The organism is Rhizobium terrae, from assembly GCF_003425685.1.
GTDB lineage: Bacteria > Pseudomonadota > Alphaproteobacteria > Rhizobiales > Rhizobiaceae > Neorhizobium > Neorhizobium terrae.
Genome location: NZ_QJKM01000017.1, coordinates 91,667 through 108,223 on the forward strand (window position 1 = coordinate 91,667; position 16,557 = coordinate 108,223).

At 59.9% G+C, this 16,557-nt stretch carries 15 protein-coding genes, 1 tRNA gene and 1 pseudogene; 9 read left to right on the forward strand and 8 right to left on the reverse strand.

Features of this window, described 5'->3' with window-relative positions; all coding sequences use genetic code 11:
* Positions 1–46: 46 nt before the first annotated feature.
* Entirely contained in the window at positions 47–760 is a 714-nt protein-coding gene (locus tag DMO26_RS26785; RefSeq protein ID WP_117195387.1) for a pyrimidine 5'-nucleotidase, read from the reverse strand.
* A gap of 106 nt (positions 761–866) precedes the next feature.
* Between DMO26_RS26785 and DMO26_RS26790 the strand changes: the two genes are divergently transcribed.
* Entirely contained in the window at positions 867–1,769 is a 903-nt protein-coding gene (locus tag DMO26_RS26790; protein WP_117195388.1) for a DMT family transporter, read from the forward strand.
* A gap of 73 nt (positions 1,770–1,842) precedes the next feature.
* Positions 1,843–2,616 (forward strand): isocitrate lyase/PEP mutase family protein, encoded by a 774-nt coding sequence (locus tag DMO26_RS26795; RefSeq protein WP_117195389.1) that lies wholly within the window; start codon positions 1,843–1,845, stop codon positions 2,614–2,616.
* Positions 2,617–2,623: 7 nt separating this feature from the next.
* Here DMO26_RS26795 and argB read toward each other — a convergent pair whose 3' ends face one another.
* Positions 2,624–3,511 (reverse strand): acetylglutamate kinase, encoded by an 888-nt coding sequence (argB, locus tag DMO26_RS26800; protein ID WP_117195390.1) that lies wholly within the window; start codon positions 3,509–3,511, stop codon positions 2,624–2,626.
* 142 nt (positions 3,512–3,653) lie between these two features.
* Here argB and DMO26_RS26805 point away from each other — a divergent pair, with 142 nt between their 5' ends.
* From DMO26_RS26805 to DMO26_RS26815, 3 genes are all read left to right on the forward strand, one after another.
* Positions 3,654–4,196: a sigma-70 family RNA polymerase sigma factor gene (locus DMO26_RS26805; protein WP_117195391.1), complete on the forward strand. Its 543-nt coding sequence runs from the start codon at positions 3,654–3,656 to the stop codon at positions 4,194–4,196.
* A complete protein-coding gene (locus DMO26_RS26810) occupies positions 4,193–4,924 on the forward strand; it encodes an anti-sigma factor (protein ID WP_117195392.1) in 732 nt (243 codons plus the stop codon). The genes DMO26_RS26805 and DMO26_RS26810 overlap by 4 nt, the downstream gene beginning before the upstream one ends.
* A gap of 188 nt (positions 4,925–5,112) precedes the next feature.
* The gene (locus DMO26_RS26815) at positions 5,113–5,670 is read left to right on the forward strand and encodes a fasciclin domain-containing protein (protein ID WP_117195393.1); all 558 of its coding nucleotides are present in this window, start codon (positions 5,113–5,115) and stop codon (positions 5,668–5,670) included.
* 82 nt (positions 5,671–5,752) lie between these two features.
* On the opposite strand, the gene yihA is transcribed toward DMO26_RS26815, so the two are convergent.
* The 4 genes from yihA to rpmH form a co-directional block, all read right to left on the reverse strand.
* Positions 5,753–6,412: a ribosome biogenesis GTP-binding protein YihA/YsxC gene (gene yihA / locus DMO26_RS26820; RefSeq protein WP_117195394.1), complete on the reverse strand. Its 660-nt coding sequence runs from the start codon at positions 6,410–6,412 to the stop codon at positions 5,753–5,755.
* 241 nt (positions 6,413–6,653) lie between these two features.
* On the reverse strand, positions 6,654–8,462 hold the full coding sequence (gene yidC, locus DMO26_RS26825) for a membrane protein insertase YidC (protein ID WP_117195395.1): 1,809 nt from the start codon (positions 8,460–8,462) through the stop codon (positions 6,654–6,656).
* Complete coding sequence (gene rnpA / locus DMO26_RS26830) at positions 8,462–8,854, reverse strand: ribonuclease P protein component (protein ID WP_117195396.1); 393 nt, start codon at positions 8,852–8,854, stop codon at positions 8,462–8,464. Before rnpA ends, yidC begins: the two co-directional genes overlap by 1 nt.
* Before the next feature lie 27 nt (positions 8,855–8,881).
* On the reverse strand, positions 8,882–9,016 hold the full coding sequence (gene rpmH / locus DMO26_RS26835; RefSeq protein WP_117195397.1) for a 50S ribosomal protein L34: 135 nt from the start codon (positions 9,014–9,016) through the stop codon (positions 8,882–8,884).
* A 504-nt stretch (positions 9,017–9,520) separates the two neighbouring features.
* Between rpmH and DMO26_RS26840 the strand changes: the two genes are divergently transcribed.
* The 3 genes from DMO26_RS26840 to DMO26_RS26850 all read left to right on the forward strand — a co-directional run bounded on the left by DMO26_RS26840 (position 9,521) and on the right by DMO26_RS26850 (position 13,446).
* Positions 9,521–11,554: a HAMP domain-containing methyl-accepting chemotaxis protein gene (locus DMO26_RS26840; RefSeq protein ID WP_117195398.1), complete on the forward strand. Its 2,034-nt coding sequence runs from the start codon at positions 9,521–9,523 to the stop codon at positions 11,552–11,554.
* A 248-nt stretch (positions 11,555–11,802) separates the two neighbouring features.
* The gene (locus tag DMO26_RS26845) at positions 11,803–13,233 is read left to right on the forward strand and encodes an ATP-binding protein (protein WP_226951434.1); all 1,431 of its coding nucleotides are present in this window, start codon (positions 11,803–11,805) and stop codon (positions 13,231–13,233) included.
* A gap of 136 nt (positions 13,234–13,369) precedes the next feature.
* Positions 13,370–13,446 (forward strand) — tRNA-Arg (locus DMO26_RS26850).
* 493 nt (positions 13,447–13,939) lie between these two features.
* Here DMO26_RS26850 and DMO26_RS26855 read toward each other — a convergent pair.
* Together DMO26_RS26855 and DMO26_RS26860 are read right to left on the reverse strand one after the other, a co-directional pair.
* Positions 13,940–14,956, reverse strand: a pseudogene (locus DMO26_RS26855) (recombinase family protein); the annotation flags it as partial.
* A gap of 3 nt (positions 14,957–14,959) precedes the next feature.
* Positions 14,960–15,235, reverse strand: a complete 276-nt coding sequence (locus DMO26_RS26860) for a hypothetical protein (RefSeq protein ID WP_117195399.1) — start codon at positions 15,233–15,235, stop codon at positions 14,960–14,962.
* 321 nt (positions 15,236–15,556) lie between these two features.
* Here DMO26_RS26860 and DMO26_RS26865 point away from each other — a divergent pair, with 321 nt between their 5' ends.
* Positions 15,557–16,255, forward strand: coding sequence for a hypothetical protein (locus DMO26_RS26865; RefSeq protein ID WP_117195400.1), 699 nt, complete (start codon positions 15,557–15,559; stop codon positions 16,253–16,255).
* The last annotated feature ends 302 nt before the right edge of the window (positions 16,256–16,557 follow it).

Below are 16,557 nucleotides of genomic sequence, written 5' to 3' on the forward strand. Positions count from 1 at the left end.
TTAAACCTGTGTAATGTGGATGAACTTTTGGTAAGCCGAAACGGTATCAGCCGGCGCGCAGCCCATTGAGGAAACCGGCGAGATCGTCGGTCACATAATCGATGTGATCGTCCTCGTCGGTCAGCTTCTCCCAACGCTCCATCAGCACCGCGTCGAGATTGTGCGGCACGAGCAGCACGGTGCGCATGCCGAGCGCCTTCGGCACCTTGAGGTTCCGCGGCAGGTCCTCGAACATCACGGCGTTCTGCGTGTCGACCCGGTGCAGGCTCGCGAACTTGTCGTAGGTCGCGCCCGCCGGCTTCGGGACGTAATCGGCTGCGACGATATCGAAGATGTCGTCGAAATGTTCGAGGATGCCGAGCGCCCGGGCAGCGGCCTCGGCATGCGGCACGCTGCCGTTGGTGAAGATGAACTTGCGGCCAGGCAGCGCCTTGATCGCATCGCCGAGCTCCGGATTGGGCAGCAGCGCCGAGTAGTCGATCGCATGCGCCCGTTCGAGAAAGCCGTCGGGATCGATGCCGTAGTTCAGCATCAGGCCCTGGAGCGTCGTGCCGTGCTCATGGTAATAACGCTTCTGCAGCGCCCGTGCCTCTTCCTTCCCGAGCTGCAAAAGCTCCTGCACATAGGCCGTCATGTTGACGTCGATCTGCGCGAAGAGATTGATGTGATGCGGGTAGAGCGTGTTGTCGAGATCGAACACCCAATCACGGATGTGGGCGAAATCGGCTGGCTCGGGAGAGGTCTTCGGCTTTTTGTCCATGCCCGCTTTATGCACGGATGCAGCGCCAAAGAAAATCGAAAAAGCAGGACGATTCGGCGCGAAACCGCCCTTGGCGGCGGATCGGGGCGCATGATACCGCCGTGATATGGAACTCTGGATCCCCATCACAATCGCCGCTGCCTTCCTGCAGAACCTGCGCTCCGCCTTGCAGAAACACCTGCAGGGAAAGCTCGGAACCCGGGCGGCAAGCTTCGTGCGCTTCGGCTACGGCTTTCCGGTGGCGATCCTCTACGTCCTCTGCCTGCACCATTTCGCCGGTTATCCCTTCCCGGCGCTGAACTGGACCTTCGCGCTCTGGGCTGTGATCGGCGGTCTTTCACAGATCTTCGCGACCATTCTGCTCGTGCATCTCTTCTCGCTCAGGAATTTCGCGGTCGGCACCGCCTATTCCAAAACGGAGCCGGTGCAGGCTGCGGTCTTCGGTTTCGTGCTGCTCGGCGAGAAACTGACGCCCGGAGCTGTCATGGCTATCGTCGTCGGCGTCATCGGCGTAATGATGATCTCGATGGCTCGCATGCCGCTCTCCTGGCGCAACATGCTGGTGGCATTGGCAAGCCGCACCGCGCTGATCGGTATCGCCTCGGGTGCCGTGTTCGGCATTTCGGCAGTGGCTTACCGCACGGCTTCCCTGTCGCTCGACGGGCCGGGGCCGGTGATGGAAGCGGCCATGACGCTTGCCTGCGTCACCACCTTCCAGACCGCCTTCATGCTGGTCTGGATGTTCTGGAAGGACAAGCGCGAGATCATCCAGGTGCTGCTCACCTGGCGTTCTTCCGCGCTGGTGGGGCTTGCGGGCGTCGTCGGCTCGGCCGGCTGGTTCACGGCAATGACCCTGCAGCAGGTCGCCTATGTGCGCGCTCTCGGCCAGATCGAACTCGTCTTCACCTTCATGGCCTCCTACTTCCTCTTCCACGAGCGGGCGAACCGCATGGAAATCCTTGGCTGCCTGCTGATCGTCTGCGGCATTCTTGGGTTGCTCTTTTTATAATCGACGCCCGATTTCCGGCGGCATCCCTCTTCGAATCCGGCTAGGATGCGCGGAAACAACGGGAGGACCATGTATGTCTCAGAAGGACAAGGCAGCGGCATTCGGCGCACTGCACCAGAAGGGCAATCCGGTCATCATCTACAATATCTGGGATGCCGGCACGGCCAGGGCCGTTGCCGACGCCGGCGCCAAGGCGCTCGGCACGGGCAGCTGGTCGGTCGCCGCCGCGCAAGGCTATGCCGATGGCGAGAACCTGCCGATGGACGTGCTGCTCGCCACCGCGAAATCGATCACCTCGGCCGTAGACCTGCCTTTCACCATCGATTTCGAAGGCGGTTACGCGGAAGACCCTGCCGAACTGGCGAAGAATGTCGGCAAGGTCATCGATGTCGGTGCGGTCGGCATCAACTTCGAGGACCAGGTGGTGCGCGGCAGTGGCGTCTATCCCGCGGAAAGACAGGCCGAGCGCATCCGCGCCATCCGGATGATGGCGGATGGCCGCGACATCCCCTTTTTCATCAATGCCCGCACTGACCTCTTCCTGCAGGAAGGCGACAGAGCGAAGCATGCCGGTCTTCTCGACGAGGCGATTGCGCGCGCCAAGACCTATGCCGCTGCCGGCGCCAGCGGTTTCTTTGCGCCGGGGCTGGCGGATGACGGATTGGTCGCAACACTCTGCGAGGCCGTGGCCCTGCCGGTCAACATCATGATGATGGGCGGCGTTTCTGCGCCAAGACGGCTGGCCGAACTCGGCGTCGGCCGGGTGAGTTATGGGCCTGGTCCCTATCGGGCGATGATGGCCAAGCTGAAGGAAGATGCCGCGGCGGTGTTTGCCGCCGCAAGCTGAAACTTGATCAGGGAACGATCAGCGTGCCGGCGCCGTGTTCGGTGAAGATTTCGAGAAGTACCGAATGGGCGGTCTTGCCGTTCAGGATGACGACGCCCTGCACGCCGGCCTTGATCGCCTCGATGCAGGTCTCGACCTTCGGAATCATGCCGCCGGAGATCGTGCCGTCCTTGATCAGCGCCTGCGCCTGGGCGACGGTCAGTTCCTTGATGAGGTTCTTGTCCTTGTCCAGCACGCCCGGAACGTCGGTCAGGAAGAGCAGGCGGGTGGCGTTCAGCGCGCCGGCGATGGCGCCCGCGAACGTATCGGCATTGATATTGTAGGTGGCGCCGTCGCGGCCGGGGGCGACAGGGGCGATGACCGGGATCATCTCCGACTTGGCGAGCAGGTCGAGCAGGGTGCGGTCGACTTCAACGACTTCGCCAACGAAGCCGAGGTCGAGAACGCGTTCGATGTTGCTGTCCGGATCGACGACGGTCTTCTTCGCCTTTTCGGCGAAGACCATGTTGCCGTCCTTGCCGCAGAGGCCGATCGCCCATTCGCCGGTCTGGTTGATCAGCGCGACGATTTCCTTGTTGATCGAACCGGCCAGAACCATCTCGACGATTTCGACCGTTTTCTGATCGGTAACGCGCAGGCCACCCTCGAACTTGGATTCGATACCCATTTTGGAGAGCATGGTGCCGATCTGCGGGCCGCCGCCGTGCACGACGATCGGATTGACGCCCGACTGCTTGAGGAGCGCGATGTCCGCCGCGAAGGCCTTGCCGAGTTCCGTGTCGCCCATGGCATGACCGCCATATTTCACGACGATCGTCTTGTTCTCGTAACGCTGCATGTAGGGCAGCGCCTGCGCCAGAAGCTTGGCCTGAAGTTCGCTATCGGAAGCCGTCATCGAATTCCCCTTAAAAATGAGTGGGGCGGGTTTTAGCGCATGTTTTTAACAGAGGAAATAATCCGGCGATAAGTTTTGAACGTATAAGGACGCGGAAAGAGCGGTCGTCGCGAAGACGACGCGCCCGGCAGGAGGGGCCAGCTTGGCGACCGACGACGACATCGCCGCGCTGATAGGTCGCCTTGCGCTCCGCGACCGTGCGGCGCTGTCGGCGCTTTATGCGGCGACATCTCCGAAACTTTTCTCCGTCTGCCTTCGTATCTTGAAGGATCGGGGCGATGCCGAGGATGCGCTGCAGGAGGTCTTCGTCAAGATCTGGCAGCGTGCAGACCGGTTTGCCGGCGCCGGAGCGGGCCCGCTTGGCTGGCTGGTGGCGATCGCGCGCAACCATTCCATCGATATCCTCCGATCGCGCAAACCCGTGGCGGACAGCATCGAGGAGAGTTGGGACATTCCCGATTCCGCCCGTGATCCGGAGACGGAAACGGTGCTGAAAGGGGAGGGCAAACGCATTGACAGGTGTATGGAAGAGTTAGAATCTGATCGGGCGGGCGCCGTTCGCAGCGCCTATGTGGAAGGCCTGAGTTACCAGGAGCTGGCGGAGCGCCACGGCGTGCCGCTGAATACGATGCGCACCTGGCTCCGGCGCAGCCTTTTGAAACTGAGAGAGTGCCTGGACCGATGACGACGCCGGAACAAAGCGAAGGAGATCGCTCCCGCGACGAACTGCTCGCCGGCGAATATGTGCTTGGCGTTCTGTCGCAGGCGGATCGCCTGAAGGTCGAGGCACGGCTCGCCAGGGACAAGTCCTTCGCCCGGATCGTCGCCCGCTGGCAGGAGAACCTTGCCGAGTTCAATGATGAATACGACGACGTGATGCCGCCGGCCAACACCTATTCGAAGATCGAGGCGCGGCTGTTTCCGCAGAACTCCTTTGCTCGGGAACTCGCGGCGGCCGGCAGCTGGTGGAATTCCCTGCTTTTCTGGCGCGGCCTGGCCTTCGCCTCGCTGGCGCTGCTGATTACTTACGTCTCGCTTCAGTCGGGCTGGATCGGCGGTGGCGCCCCATCGCGGTCGCTGGTGGCGCAGATGGCCGGCGACGAGGGCGCCGCGATCAGCCTGCTGGCGCAATATGATGCAGGCAGTGGCCGGCTGCAGTTGACACCGGTCGCCGCAAAAACGGCCGATCAGCGCTCCTTGCAGCTGTGGCTGGTTCCGGACGGCGGCAATCCGGCCATTTCTCTCGGCGTCCTGCCGCAGAGCGGGGGCGGTGCCGTCGAAATACCCAGTGATCTTCGTCCGCGGCTCAAGGATGGCGTGACTTTTGCCGTGAGCGTTGAGCCCTTCGGCGGCTCTCCGACCGGCCAGCCGACCGGACCGGTCATTGCTTCCGGGCTGGCGAGGAATCTCTAGATCTCAGATATATGGAAGTGAAATCAGCAAGTTGAATTCCATTACCCGGATTTTTCCGCGAGCCTGAAACTCTTTCTCACCGTCCTCCGTCCCTTGTGATGTCCCCGCCGATGCGGGGACGGGAAGCCCTGGGAGGCGCGCTTCAGCGCCGGGGCGATCATATCCTTCGAGAGGAAGAGGAAAGTATCATGTTGAAGTCCGCACTCCGCACGATTGTCATCGCAGCCGTTGTTTCGGCCACCACCGCCGGCGCCTATGCCGCAAACCCCAAGGTCGGTGGCGCTGCGATGTTCGAAAGCAAGAACATCGTCGAAAACGCCATGAACTCCAAGGACCACACGACCCTCGTCGCCGCCGTCAAGGCTGCCGGCCTGGTCGAGACGCTTCAGGGCAAGGGGCCGTTCACGGTCTTCGCGCCGACCAACGAAGCGTTTGCCGCCCTGCCCAAGGGCACGGTCGAGACACTGCTGAAGTCGGAAAACAAGGCGCAGCTGACGAAGGTTCTGACCTGCCACGTAGTCGCCGCCAATGCCCTCTCAACGGCCATCGACAAGATGATCAAGGACGACAAGGGCACCCATGACGTCAAGACGGTCGGCGGATGCATCCTGAAGGCCAAGGAAAACATGGGCAAGATCACGCTTACCGACGAAATGGGCGGCGTGGCGCAGGTGACGATCGCCGACGTCAGGCAGTCGAACGGCGTCATCCACGTCGTTGACAAGGTCCTTCTGCCGAAGATGTAAGCGTCGGTCCCAGCAGGTCAGAGCTCTTGCATCCGGATCCGGCCGCCTTTCCTCGAGGGCGGCCGGATCTGTTTTGTCGCAATCAGGCGGGGCGGCCGACCGTTTCGCCAATCGCGGTACGCAGTTCCTCGAGCCCTTTGCCCTTTTCGGAGGAAGTAGAAAGCACTTCCGGATAGGCGGCCGGCCGCTTTTGGATTTTTTCCAGCGTCTCGGCGACGAGCTTCGGCACCGCCGGTTCCTTGATCTTGTCGGTCTTGGTCAGCACGATCTGGTAGGAGACCGCCGCCTTGTCGAGGAGGTCGAGGACTTCGTCGTCGTTTTTCTTGAGGCCGTGGCGGCTGTCGATCAGCACGTAGACGCGTTTCAGCGTCGCGCGGCCCCGCAGGTAGTCGAACACGAGCTTGGTCCAGGCGTCCACCTGTTCCTTCGGGGCCTGCGCATAACCATAGCCCGGCATGTCGACCAGCGCCATTGGCGGCAGGTCGGCGCCTTCGCCGGAATAGCCGCCCGGGACGAAGTAATTGAGTTCCTGCGTCCGGCCCGGCGTATTCGATGTTCGCGCAAGGCCCTTCTGCCCGACCAGCGCATTGATCAGCGACGACTTGCCGACGTTCGAGCGACCGGCGAAGGCCACTTCCAGCGGCCCCTCCGGCGGAAGGAATTTCATTGCGGGAACGCCGCGGATGAAGATCCAGGGGCGGCCGAAAAGCGGCTTGTCGTCCATGTTCCTGTCTGCGGGCATAGGTTCTGTCGTCCTGATTATTCCGGAAGGGCAACGGATTCGGGGTTTTGTCGGGCAAAGTCAAGCTCGGCGGGCAGTTTGCCCTTCACCTTGACCCTCTATCCGCAGGCGGGGAGAGGGGGCTTCGACGCTTGCGGATTTCGTCTTTTTCCCCGCCGGGACTGGATGAGGTTGCCGGCGGCGGATGAGGGGGCAAATCCGGCTCCAAACAAAGAGCCCCGCCGAAGCGGGGCTCCCGACACTATTTCGATTCTGCCGGTTTTCGTTTGAACAGGCCCTTCAGGTTGTCGAACAACTCGACCTTGGCGCCGTGGCGCTTCATGATGATCGCCTGCTGCGTCACCGACAGCGTGTTGTTCCAGGCCCAGTAGATGACCAGGCCGGCGGGGAATGACGACAGCATGAAGGTGAAGACGACCGGCATCCAGGTGAAGATCATCGCCTGGGTCGGGTCCGGCGGCGTCGGGTTCATCTTCATCTGCACGAACATGGTGACGCCCATGATGAGCGGCCAGACGCCGATCATCAGGAAATGCGGCACGTCGTAGGGCAGAAGGCCGAAGAGGTTGAAAAGCGAGGTGGGGTCCGGCGCGGAAAGATCCTGGATCCAGCCGAAGAACGGCGCATGGCGCATCTCGATCGTGACGTAGATGACCTTGTAGAGCGCGAAGAAGACCGGGATCTGCAGGAGGATCGGCCAGCAGCCGGCGATCGGATTGATCTTCTCTTCCTTGTAGAGCGCCATCATCGCCTGCTGCAAGGCCATGCGGTCGTCGCCATGCTTGGCCTTCAGCTCTTCCATCTTCGGCTGCATGCGCTTCATGTTGGCCATGGAGGCATATTGCTTGCTGGCAAGCGGGAAGAAGAGCGCCTTGATAACGACGGTGGTGAGCAGGATCGCCACGCCGAAATTGCCCACATGACGGAAGAAGAAGTCCATCAGCTGGAACATCGGCTTGGTGATGAAGTAGAACCAGCCCCAGTCGATCAGGCGGTTGAACTGCGGAATGGCGAAATCGGTCTCGTAGCGGGAGATGAGCGGCACTTCCTTGGCGCCAGCGAAGACGAGGTTCTTGAGTTCGGTCGATTGACCGGGCTGGATCGTCAGGTCGTCGCCCTTGTAATCCGCCTGATAGCTCGCCTGACCGGTAGTGAAATGCGAGAAGCGCGCGACGTACGGCAACGTCTGCGGCGGCACGATGCTTGCGGCCCAGTATTTGTCGGTGATGCCGAACCAGCCGGTCGTCGCCTTCTCGTGGGTGTATTGCTCTTTCTCGATATTGGCGTAGGTGTTTTCGCTGAGGCTGCCGCTTTCGCCCATGACGCCGATGAAGCCTTCATGGATGACCCAGACGGCCGGCGTGGCGGGCTTGGTGTTGCGGATGACGCGGCCATAGGGGGTGAGCGTCACGGCGGCGCCGGTCTTGTTCTCGATCCTGTCGGCGACGGTCAGCATGTAGTGGTCGTCGATCGAGATCGTGCGGGTGAAGGTAACACCCTTCTCATTGGTGTAGGACAGCGTCACCGGCGTCTGCTGCGTCAGCTTGTCGCCGCTCGCGACCGTCCACTGCGTGTTGATGCTCGGCGCCGCGCCGATCGAAGCGTTCGGAATATAGCCAAGTTCGGTGAAGTAGCCGTCCGCCGTTTCGGACGGAGAAAAGAGCGTGATGATCGGGCTCTTGTCGTCCACCGTCTCGTGATATTCGCGCAGCTTCAGGTCGTCGAAGCGCGCGCCGTTGAGGTTGATGGAGCCGATCAGCGCCGGGGTCTCGATCTGGACGCGTTGCGACCTGGCAAGCGCCTGGTCCCGGGTGACCGGCGCCTGCGTCGCGGCGGTACCGCCGGGCAGGTTGCCGGAGGACTTACCGGTGCCCTGGGCGCCGGGGCTTTCCGGCGATGCGGTCTGGGAGGCATCGCCTTGCAGCGCCTGGCGGGCTTCCTCTGCACGCTGCTGAGCTTCCATCCTCGGGTTCATGTAGAGGAATTGCCAGGCAAGGACGATCAGCACCGAAAGCGCGATCGCGATGAAGTAATTGCGGTTGTTTTCCATCATGCTTTCCTGGAACGGGTCTCCTCGGACCGCTTGTGTTTCGGCCTGCTCTCGATACGCTCGATAAGCTGTGCCGTCATATCCGCAAAGGGCACCGTCAGCACGTCCCGCCGCGCGACGATCACATAGTCGTGTCCGTTATGCATTGCAAATCCGGCGGATTGGCGGACCGCCTCCTTGAGGCGACGGCGCATCCGGTTGCGCTCCACCGCGTTGCCGTGTTTCTTGGTGACCGTAAAACCGACGCGCGGCGCTTCGTCCGGGGCTTGCCTGTCCAGAACCTCCAGAAGAAAGGTTCGGCCCCGTCGGCTTTCGCCTTCCCGGACAGCCAAAAACTGCGGCCGGCTTTTCAGCCGCCCGACAGTCTTCTTGTTTTTCATTTCGGTCGTCATCGCCCGCTTGTCCCGGGCATCCCGGCCTCAGGCCGAGAGACGGGCGCGGCCACGAGCGCGGCGAGCGGAAAGAACCTTGCGGCCACCCTTGGTGGCCATGCGTGCGCGGAACCCGTGACGGCGCTTGCGAACAAGCTTGGACGGTTGATAGGTACGCTTCATTTATTTTACACCGCGGTGTGCGGCCCTTCTTGGATTTTGCCGTCATCACGACGGCAAGAGCGTTTCGGAAAAACGATCTGCGCGGGCGGAAACATGCGCTGAAGCCGCCAGAGCTGAACGTGCGCGGCTTATAGGAGGACTCTGCCCGAAAAGTCAATCGCTGCCGGTCTTATCGGTCGCGGATGCTCCTTCGAACGCCGGCATTCAAAAGTCATAAGACAGAAACCATTCCCTTAAACGCTGCAACATTCGATGGGCGGTTTTGGTTGCCCTAAAATAAGGGATAAGAATCCGTCGAAACGTTTTAGATTTGATATTTGCTGACAAATTTTCCGATTTTCTGACACCTTGTAAGAAATTCTACCCGCGCGTTGCTCGCGATCGCGGCTGCCTCGCTAAACATTCTTAATGTCTCAGTGCTAATTTTAGCATCAAGTTATGAGAGTTAAGGACGGGCGCCGCCGATACATGGCGATGCTCTGACATGCGCAAGGGAGACTTGCATTGAAAATTCGGGGTAAAATCAACCTTCTTGTCGGCCTCATGAGTCTCGTGGCCTGCTTTATCGGCGGCATGGCGTTGTTTGCCATGTACGAATATCGCGCGATGATCGACGAATACCAGCTTGCGGCCGATCGCGCCTATAAGGGAGAGCATCTCAATCGTCTGGTGACGGCCGTCGTCATGGATTCCCGCGGCGTATACATGTCGAAGGACCTGAAGGAAGCCAGCAAATTCGGCGACGGCATCAACGCCTCCCTCAAGGAGATGGAGCAGCTTCTCCAGGGATGGAACAAGATCGTCCCGCCCGATGAGCGCGCCACCTTCGATAAGTTGCTGAGCCGTTCGAAGGAGTTTACCGGTTTCCGCAGCGAGACCGCCCGTCTTGGCCGCGAAGTGAGCCCGGCAGCTGCCAACGAGCAGGGCAACAATGACGCCAATCGTGAAAACCGCAAGGCCTATCAGGCGGAAATCGACGCCATCGTGAAGACGGACCGGGAGGTCCTGAAGGCGGTCGATGAAAAGCTCAACAGCTTCACCCGCACCCTCTTCATCCTCGTTTCGGCTGTGACCCTGGCCGGTATCGGCGCTGGCGCCGCCTTTGGCCTCTATCTCGGCCGCCGCCAGCTCAGCCATCCGATCATGAGCCTTACCAGCGCGATGCAGCAGATTGCCGGCGGCGACTTCAATGCGCAGGTCGCCGGCGCCGGAAGGGCGGACGAAATCGGCGACATGGCGCTCGCGATCGAGGTATTCCGGAAGAACGGTATTGAAGTCGCACGCATGAACGCTTCCGAGTCGGCCATGCGGGCCAAGAGTGACGACCTTCAGGCGCGCATGGCCAACGTCGTCGCCGCTGCCGCGGAAGGTGACTTTACCCGCCGTATCGACAAGCAATGGGGCGAGGAAAGCCTCGACCGGGTTGCTCGCCAGGTGGACGAACTCATCGCGAGCGTCGATGCCGGCGTGTCCGAGACCCGTCGCGTGGTCAAAAGCCTTGCCGAAGGCGACCTCACCGATAGCATGCGCGGCAGCTTCAAGGGCGCCTTTGAGGAACTGCAACACAACGTCAACGGGACGATGGAGACGCTGCGCGGCACGATGAAGAACGTCCGTTCCGCCACCGGCTCGATCAACGGCAGTGCCGCGGAACTCAGCAACGCGACAAACGACCTGTCACGCCGGACCGAACAGCAGGCCGCGGCGCTGGAGGAAACCTCAGCGGCGCTCGACCAGATCACGGCCGTGGTGAAGACCTCGACCGAACGTGCCAACGAAGCAACCGCGATGGTCAGCGAGGCCAAACAGAGTGCCGTGCAATCGGGCGAAGTCGTCCGCAACGCGATCGACGCCATGGGCCGTATCGAACAGGCTTCCCGCGAGATTGCCCAGATCACCAACGTCATCGACGAAATCGCCTTCCAGACCAATCTGTTGGCGCTCAACGCCGGCGTTGAGGCGGCCCGTGCCGGCGAGGCCGGCAAGGGTTTCGCCGTCGTCGCACAGGAAGTCCGCGAGCTTGCCCAGCGTTCGGCAAGCGCCGCCAAGGACATCAAGGGGCTGATCAGCAAGTCCGGCAGCGAAGTCGCTGCGGGCGTCGAGCTGGTCCAGAAGACCGGCGAGGCGCTGTCGGAGATCGAAAGCCGCGTTCTCAGCATCAACGACCACATTCATTCCATCGCGGTTGCATCCCGCGAACAGGCGACCGGCCTTGCCGAGGTCAATACGGCCGTCAACCAGATGGACCAGGTCACGCAGCGGAACGCCGCGATGGTGGAGGAGACGTCTGCGGCAACGAGCAAGCTGTCTTCCGAGGCGGACAGCCTCTTCGCGCTCGTCTCGAATTTCAACATCGGCCACGAGGGCGAACGCTCCGTCGAGCCGGTCAGGGTTTCTCGTCCCGTAGCGGCGACGCCCGCTGCCCACCGACCGCGCGTCTCTCCGGTGAAGGCGATGACGGGTGCACTTTCCAGGGCCTTTGGCGGCGGCGGTACGGCGACGGCGACTGCTGCGGCGGGAGATTGGGAAGAATTCTGATCCAATCGGATCGGTCGGACGAACAAGGAAGCGGAGGTGGGAAATCGTCTCCGCTTTTTCCTTTTTGCGTTGCAGTAGGGAAGGGCTGGTAAATTGAGATCGAAGCTTTAGAATAGGCGACGATCCGCAGCCGGCCGACAACCAAACCGACCAGGGGCCGGAGCAGGGAAATGGAGACCCGCATGGACGACGAGGTTCACGCCTCGGGGCGCTCGGCGGCCTCGCCGGAAGGCGCAGGTCCGGAACCGATGCCGCGCCTTTTCCGCGGTCTTTCCGGCAGGCTTCTCTGGCTCACCGTCATCTTCGTCATGCTGGCGGAGATTCTTATTTTTGTGCCCTCCGTCGCGACGATGCGCATGAACTGGCTGCGTGACCGGCTGGATACGGCCGCTGCCGCCGGCATCGTGATCGACGGCCTGCAGCCGGCCGAGCTTCCGCGCGCGGTGCAGGACGATACGCTGCTGGCGACGGGAACCAAGCTGATTGCGCTGCGCAAGGACGGTACATCGCGCCTGCTGGCGGCCACCGACACGCAGCCGCAGGTCGACGAGGTCTTCGATCTTGCCCGCGTACCCGTATTGTCCTCCATGCGCGATGCGCTGGAGACGCTCGTTTTCGGTGGCGGCCGCGTCATGCGAGTCTTCGGGCCGATCGGCGACAGCGACATGATCATCGAACTGGTCATGACAGACGACGCGTTGCGCAAGGACATGCTGAAATATTCGAAGACAATGTTTCTTCTGTCGCTGCTGATCTCGCTGATCACCGCCGTGCTGATCTTTCTGGCCATCAACCGCATGATGATCATGCCGATCCGCAGGCTGACGCACAGCATGCAGCTTTTTTCCGAACATCCTGAGGATCCTGCCCGTGTCTTCGAAGGGGACCGGTCCCGCGGGGAACTTGCCGTGGCCGGCCGCCACCTGACCGCCATGCAGGTGGAACTGCAGCGCACCCTGAAACAGCAGAAGAACCTTGCCGATCTCGGCCTCGCCGTGTCCAAGATCAATCACGACATGCGCAATATCCTTGCTTCGGCACAGCTGATGTCGGACCGCCTGACGGATGTCGAGGATCCGATGGTCAGAAGTTTCGCTCCGAAGCTCTTGCGCACCATCGACCGGGCCGTCGGTTATACGAGCGAAGTGCTGGCCTATGGCCAGGCATCCGAAGCGGCACCCCGCCGCCGGCGCATCCGCTTCGACGCGCTGACCCAGGAGGTGCGGGACATGCTGGCGATCGATCCCGATGCCGGCATCGAATTCCTCGAACAGATCGCAGCCGATCTCGAAGTGGATTGCGACAGCGAGCAGATTTTCCGGGTCATCCACAATCTCTGCCGCAATGCGGTGCAGGCGCTGGCGAATTTCGATCCGGAAGATGCTTCCATCGTGCGCCGGGTAACGGTCTCGGCGCATCGGGTCGGCAGTGTCGTCAGCATCACCATAGACGATACCGGCCCCGGCATGCCGCGCAAAGCGCGGGAAAACCTCTTTTCGGCGTTCCGCGGTTCGGCCCGCTCCGGCGGCACCGGACTGGGGCTCGTCATCGCCCGCGAACTGGTGCTCGCCCATGGCGGCACGATCGCGCTTGTAGAAAAACCCGGTTCCGGCACGCAGTTCAGGATCGAAATTCCTGACCGTCCGGTCTCGCTTGAGGACTACCGGGCCCGGGCTTGAGAAAATAATGTTGCTTCTCAACGGTTTAGGCGAGAGGTGACACTAGAATGACGTTGTCGGCGGTAAAATCGCTTGCAATCCTTCGCAGCACCCATTAGAGGATCGCCACGCAAGCGGTGACGCACTGCTTGCCAACGCACCCGTAGCTCAGCTGGATAGAGCACCAGACTACGAATCTGGGGGTCAGGAGTTCGAATCTCTTCGGGTGCGCCATTCCCTTTTTTTCACCAAAAATCTGTCCTAACACCTTGAACGGCAACGATAAATTTGCAGTTCTAAGTCCTTCAATCCGGTCGTACTTCAATCGCTCCGTAAATGCGAGTTTCAGGACCATCTTACGGTCTTCCAGTCGCCCCGAACGCCATAGATTCCAAGGGCTTGCAAGGAACGCCATCGCAATTCTAACTGAATCGTCGAAGGTGCTTTTAGGTTTGCCCATATCGGCGATGCGTTCCTGGATCAGAGCCTTCTCCTGTTCCAGTTTCTCAATCTGATTCTCATAGGCCGAGATCACCGCCGGGACGCTGGTTCCGACAATCCGATCCAGGAACTGGGCAACCTGCTTATCGATCTTTACCAGTTCGGAGGACAGAGCCTTGGCCTGCACCTTGGTCTGGCCCAGGCGGTGATCCCACAATTCCCGAAACATCGATTGCGCGACGGTGAACAGCTTCTCGGTTGGCTGGACGGTCTGGAGCATCGCTTCAAACGCACCTTCGATTTTTTCCCGGCGGATCGATTTGCCGTAATGAGAGCAGCCACGTTTGCAGCAATGGTAGTACGCATATTTGGCGTACATGCCGGATGACCAACAAGCCGTCAGCGGATTTTCGCATTCAGCGCAGACAACGAACCCGCGTAGCGGGAAGTCGTCATTCAGGTTCCGTTGCCGGTTGGCGTATGCGCCGTCGTTAAGGCGGTCCTGGACGCGCTGAAAGGTCTGGACGCTCACAAGTGGCTCATGCTGCCCGATCCTGCGTGTGACGCCCCAGTTGGGCGCTTCGACAAAGCCCGCATAAACGGGGTTGGTTAGAAGGCGCGTGACCCGCATGTTCATAATGGCTCCAGCGCCGTCATGGGGGAAGAGAGGATTGGCTTGCAGATACCGCAAGACATCCGCCTGCGTCTCGAACCGGCGCATCGCGTAGCCTTCAAGTGCTTCCTGTACGATCGCAGCCACGGGCTCGTCACGGACGAGCATTTTGCCCCGACCCGAAACACTCTGATAGCGGTAGCCCGCCGGTGCCTGAAATACGAAGTACCCGTTCTGAAGTCGCGCCTTCATCCGATTTTTGGTTTGCTCCCCATTTTTCTGGCGAGCGTGCTGGGACACGCTCGCGAGCAGGTGCTCAACGAGCATGGCGTCTGAATCGTCGCCGAATTCGACCGTGGGAGATTCAAGTCGTGCTCCAGCCTTCGCGATCAAACCGCGAAGCTCCAGGTGAGCCTGGAGCCCTCTTGCAAGCCTGCTTACGTCGTCGATGATGATTACGACTTCGCTCTTCTGCTTTTTCGCGACGCTCAGCATCTTCATCATGCCAGGGCGATCTACGCGACTGCCGGAAACATCATCCGTAAAAACCTCGTCATGCACAGCATACCCTTTAGACCGCGCAAATTCTCGGCACCGGGTCTCCTGGCTTTTTAAACCATCCCCGACTTTCGTCTGTTTGATGCTGCTGACCCTTCCGTACAAAAGGGCAAGTGTCTGGCCTGTTTTCATCTGCTACCTCTCAATCTTAGAGGCCGATTCTACATCGACCGGAGGAGCAGGGGGCTCTATCTCAACGCAATCGAAAATCTGCCCACAGAGATCATAAGTAAAGCCCAGTTCGACCATGCCGCTCATGATGGACCAGATGATCGAAAGCATCTCGTCCTTCTGCTCGTCCGTCATATCAAAATCGGCTAATTCGCCACGATAACGCTCGTGGTCCAGAGCCAGTGCCGGAACGCCAACCAGTTCGGGCTGGGGGATGGCAGGGGTTTTAAAATTATCCATCGGCATCTCCTTTCCGTCCGCCTAATTCCAAGCGAAACATCATATAGAACAAATCAAGAACAATCAAGGAATAAAGTCCTATTAAGAAGTAGAGTTTTTCCACTTCTTTCGGAAACTTAGGGCGTTGCTTTGTTCGTGACTTATGAAAATCTGCGGCATAAGCCGCGCAATGCAAAGAGCGATTCTCGCGATTTAATCACTTTCGGAAGCAAGGCGGAGAAAGCGCGTAGCTAACTTGTTGAATTTGTGAGGAGGTGGGTTATACCAAAATCTTCGCCTGGTCGTACCCTCGAAGAACTCGCCGCGACACGTAGCACCCTGGTGCAAAGCGCGAAATTCACCGAGCTTGCCGCCTACAAGGTCGTAGCCGCATTCTGCATGTCTTTTTCCATCGAGATTGCCTCCGAGCGTTCGGGCCTGTCGTGGAAGACCACTAAAGCCCTGTACGTCGATCTGCGAGAACGTCTGTTCCATCCGCACTTCAACCGATGGCACCGATTGAACGCCCATGCCGATTTCGAAAGCTTTCGTTTCCTTATGGAGGATGTGGTTCGTTATTTTTACGTCCTGGGAAAGTGCGCGGAGAAGAAGGCATGTCATCGAAACTACGCGCTGGGCAACAGAGCGAACAGGGTCTGCCGTAGTTGCCCGCTCCTAGAAAACCTCGATCCTGGAGATGTCGATGGCGCGGTCGCAAGCCTTCATCGCGTGCAGGATTTTTACAAAATGCTCGACTGGCGTGCGGAAAACGACGAAATCCATGGGCAGGTGATGATGAAAAGAACCTATCACCATGGCATCCACCACATCGCGTACAGCCAGACAAAGTTTGCCAAAAGCGGATTTCCGAGTGCCAGTGACGATGGGTATCTTTCTGTAGCAGCCCTGTTTCAAATGATGATCGGTAGCCTCTCCCGATATCCGCTCAGATCACAAGCTGAACCGGAACCATGGGGCACACCGCTGCCCGTGGAGCCGATCCATCCCGAGGTCATGAGGTATCTTTTTTTTGACCAATGAGGAGTTTGGCGCAACCTATGTGTGTACATACTTACATAAAATAACTATAAAAAAGAATAGATTATGGGAATCATGGTTAGAGGGCCTCTATGATAGAACAAGTCATTTCCTTCCCGCTGCCGAAGCCTTGGAGCAACCAAACATTCAGTCGCGAGCGAATTGGAGAGATCAATTTCCTAGCAGGCTGTTGAAGAAGTCTCTCGTTTAGCCTTGAGGACGGCCTCGTCGCCGTTGTGATAGGCGAAAGTGATCTCGATTGCGCCGTCGTCGAGCAATTCGGCGTGACCGTCGCCGGCGACCTC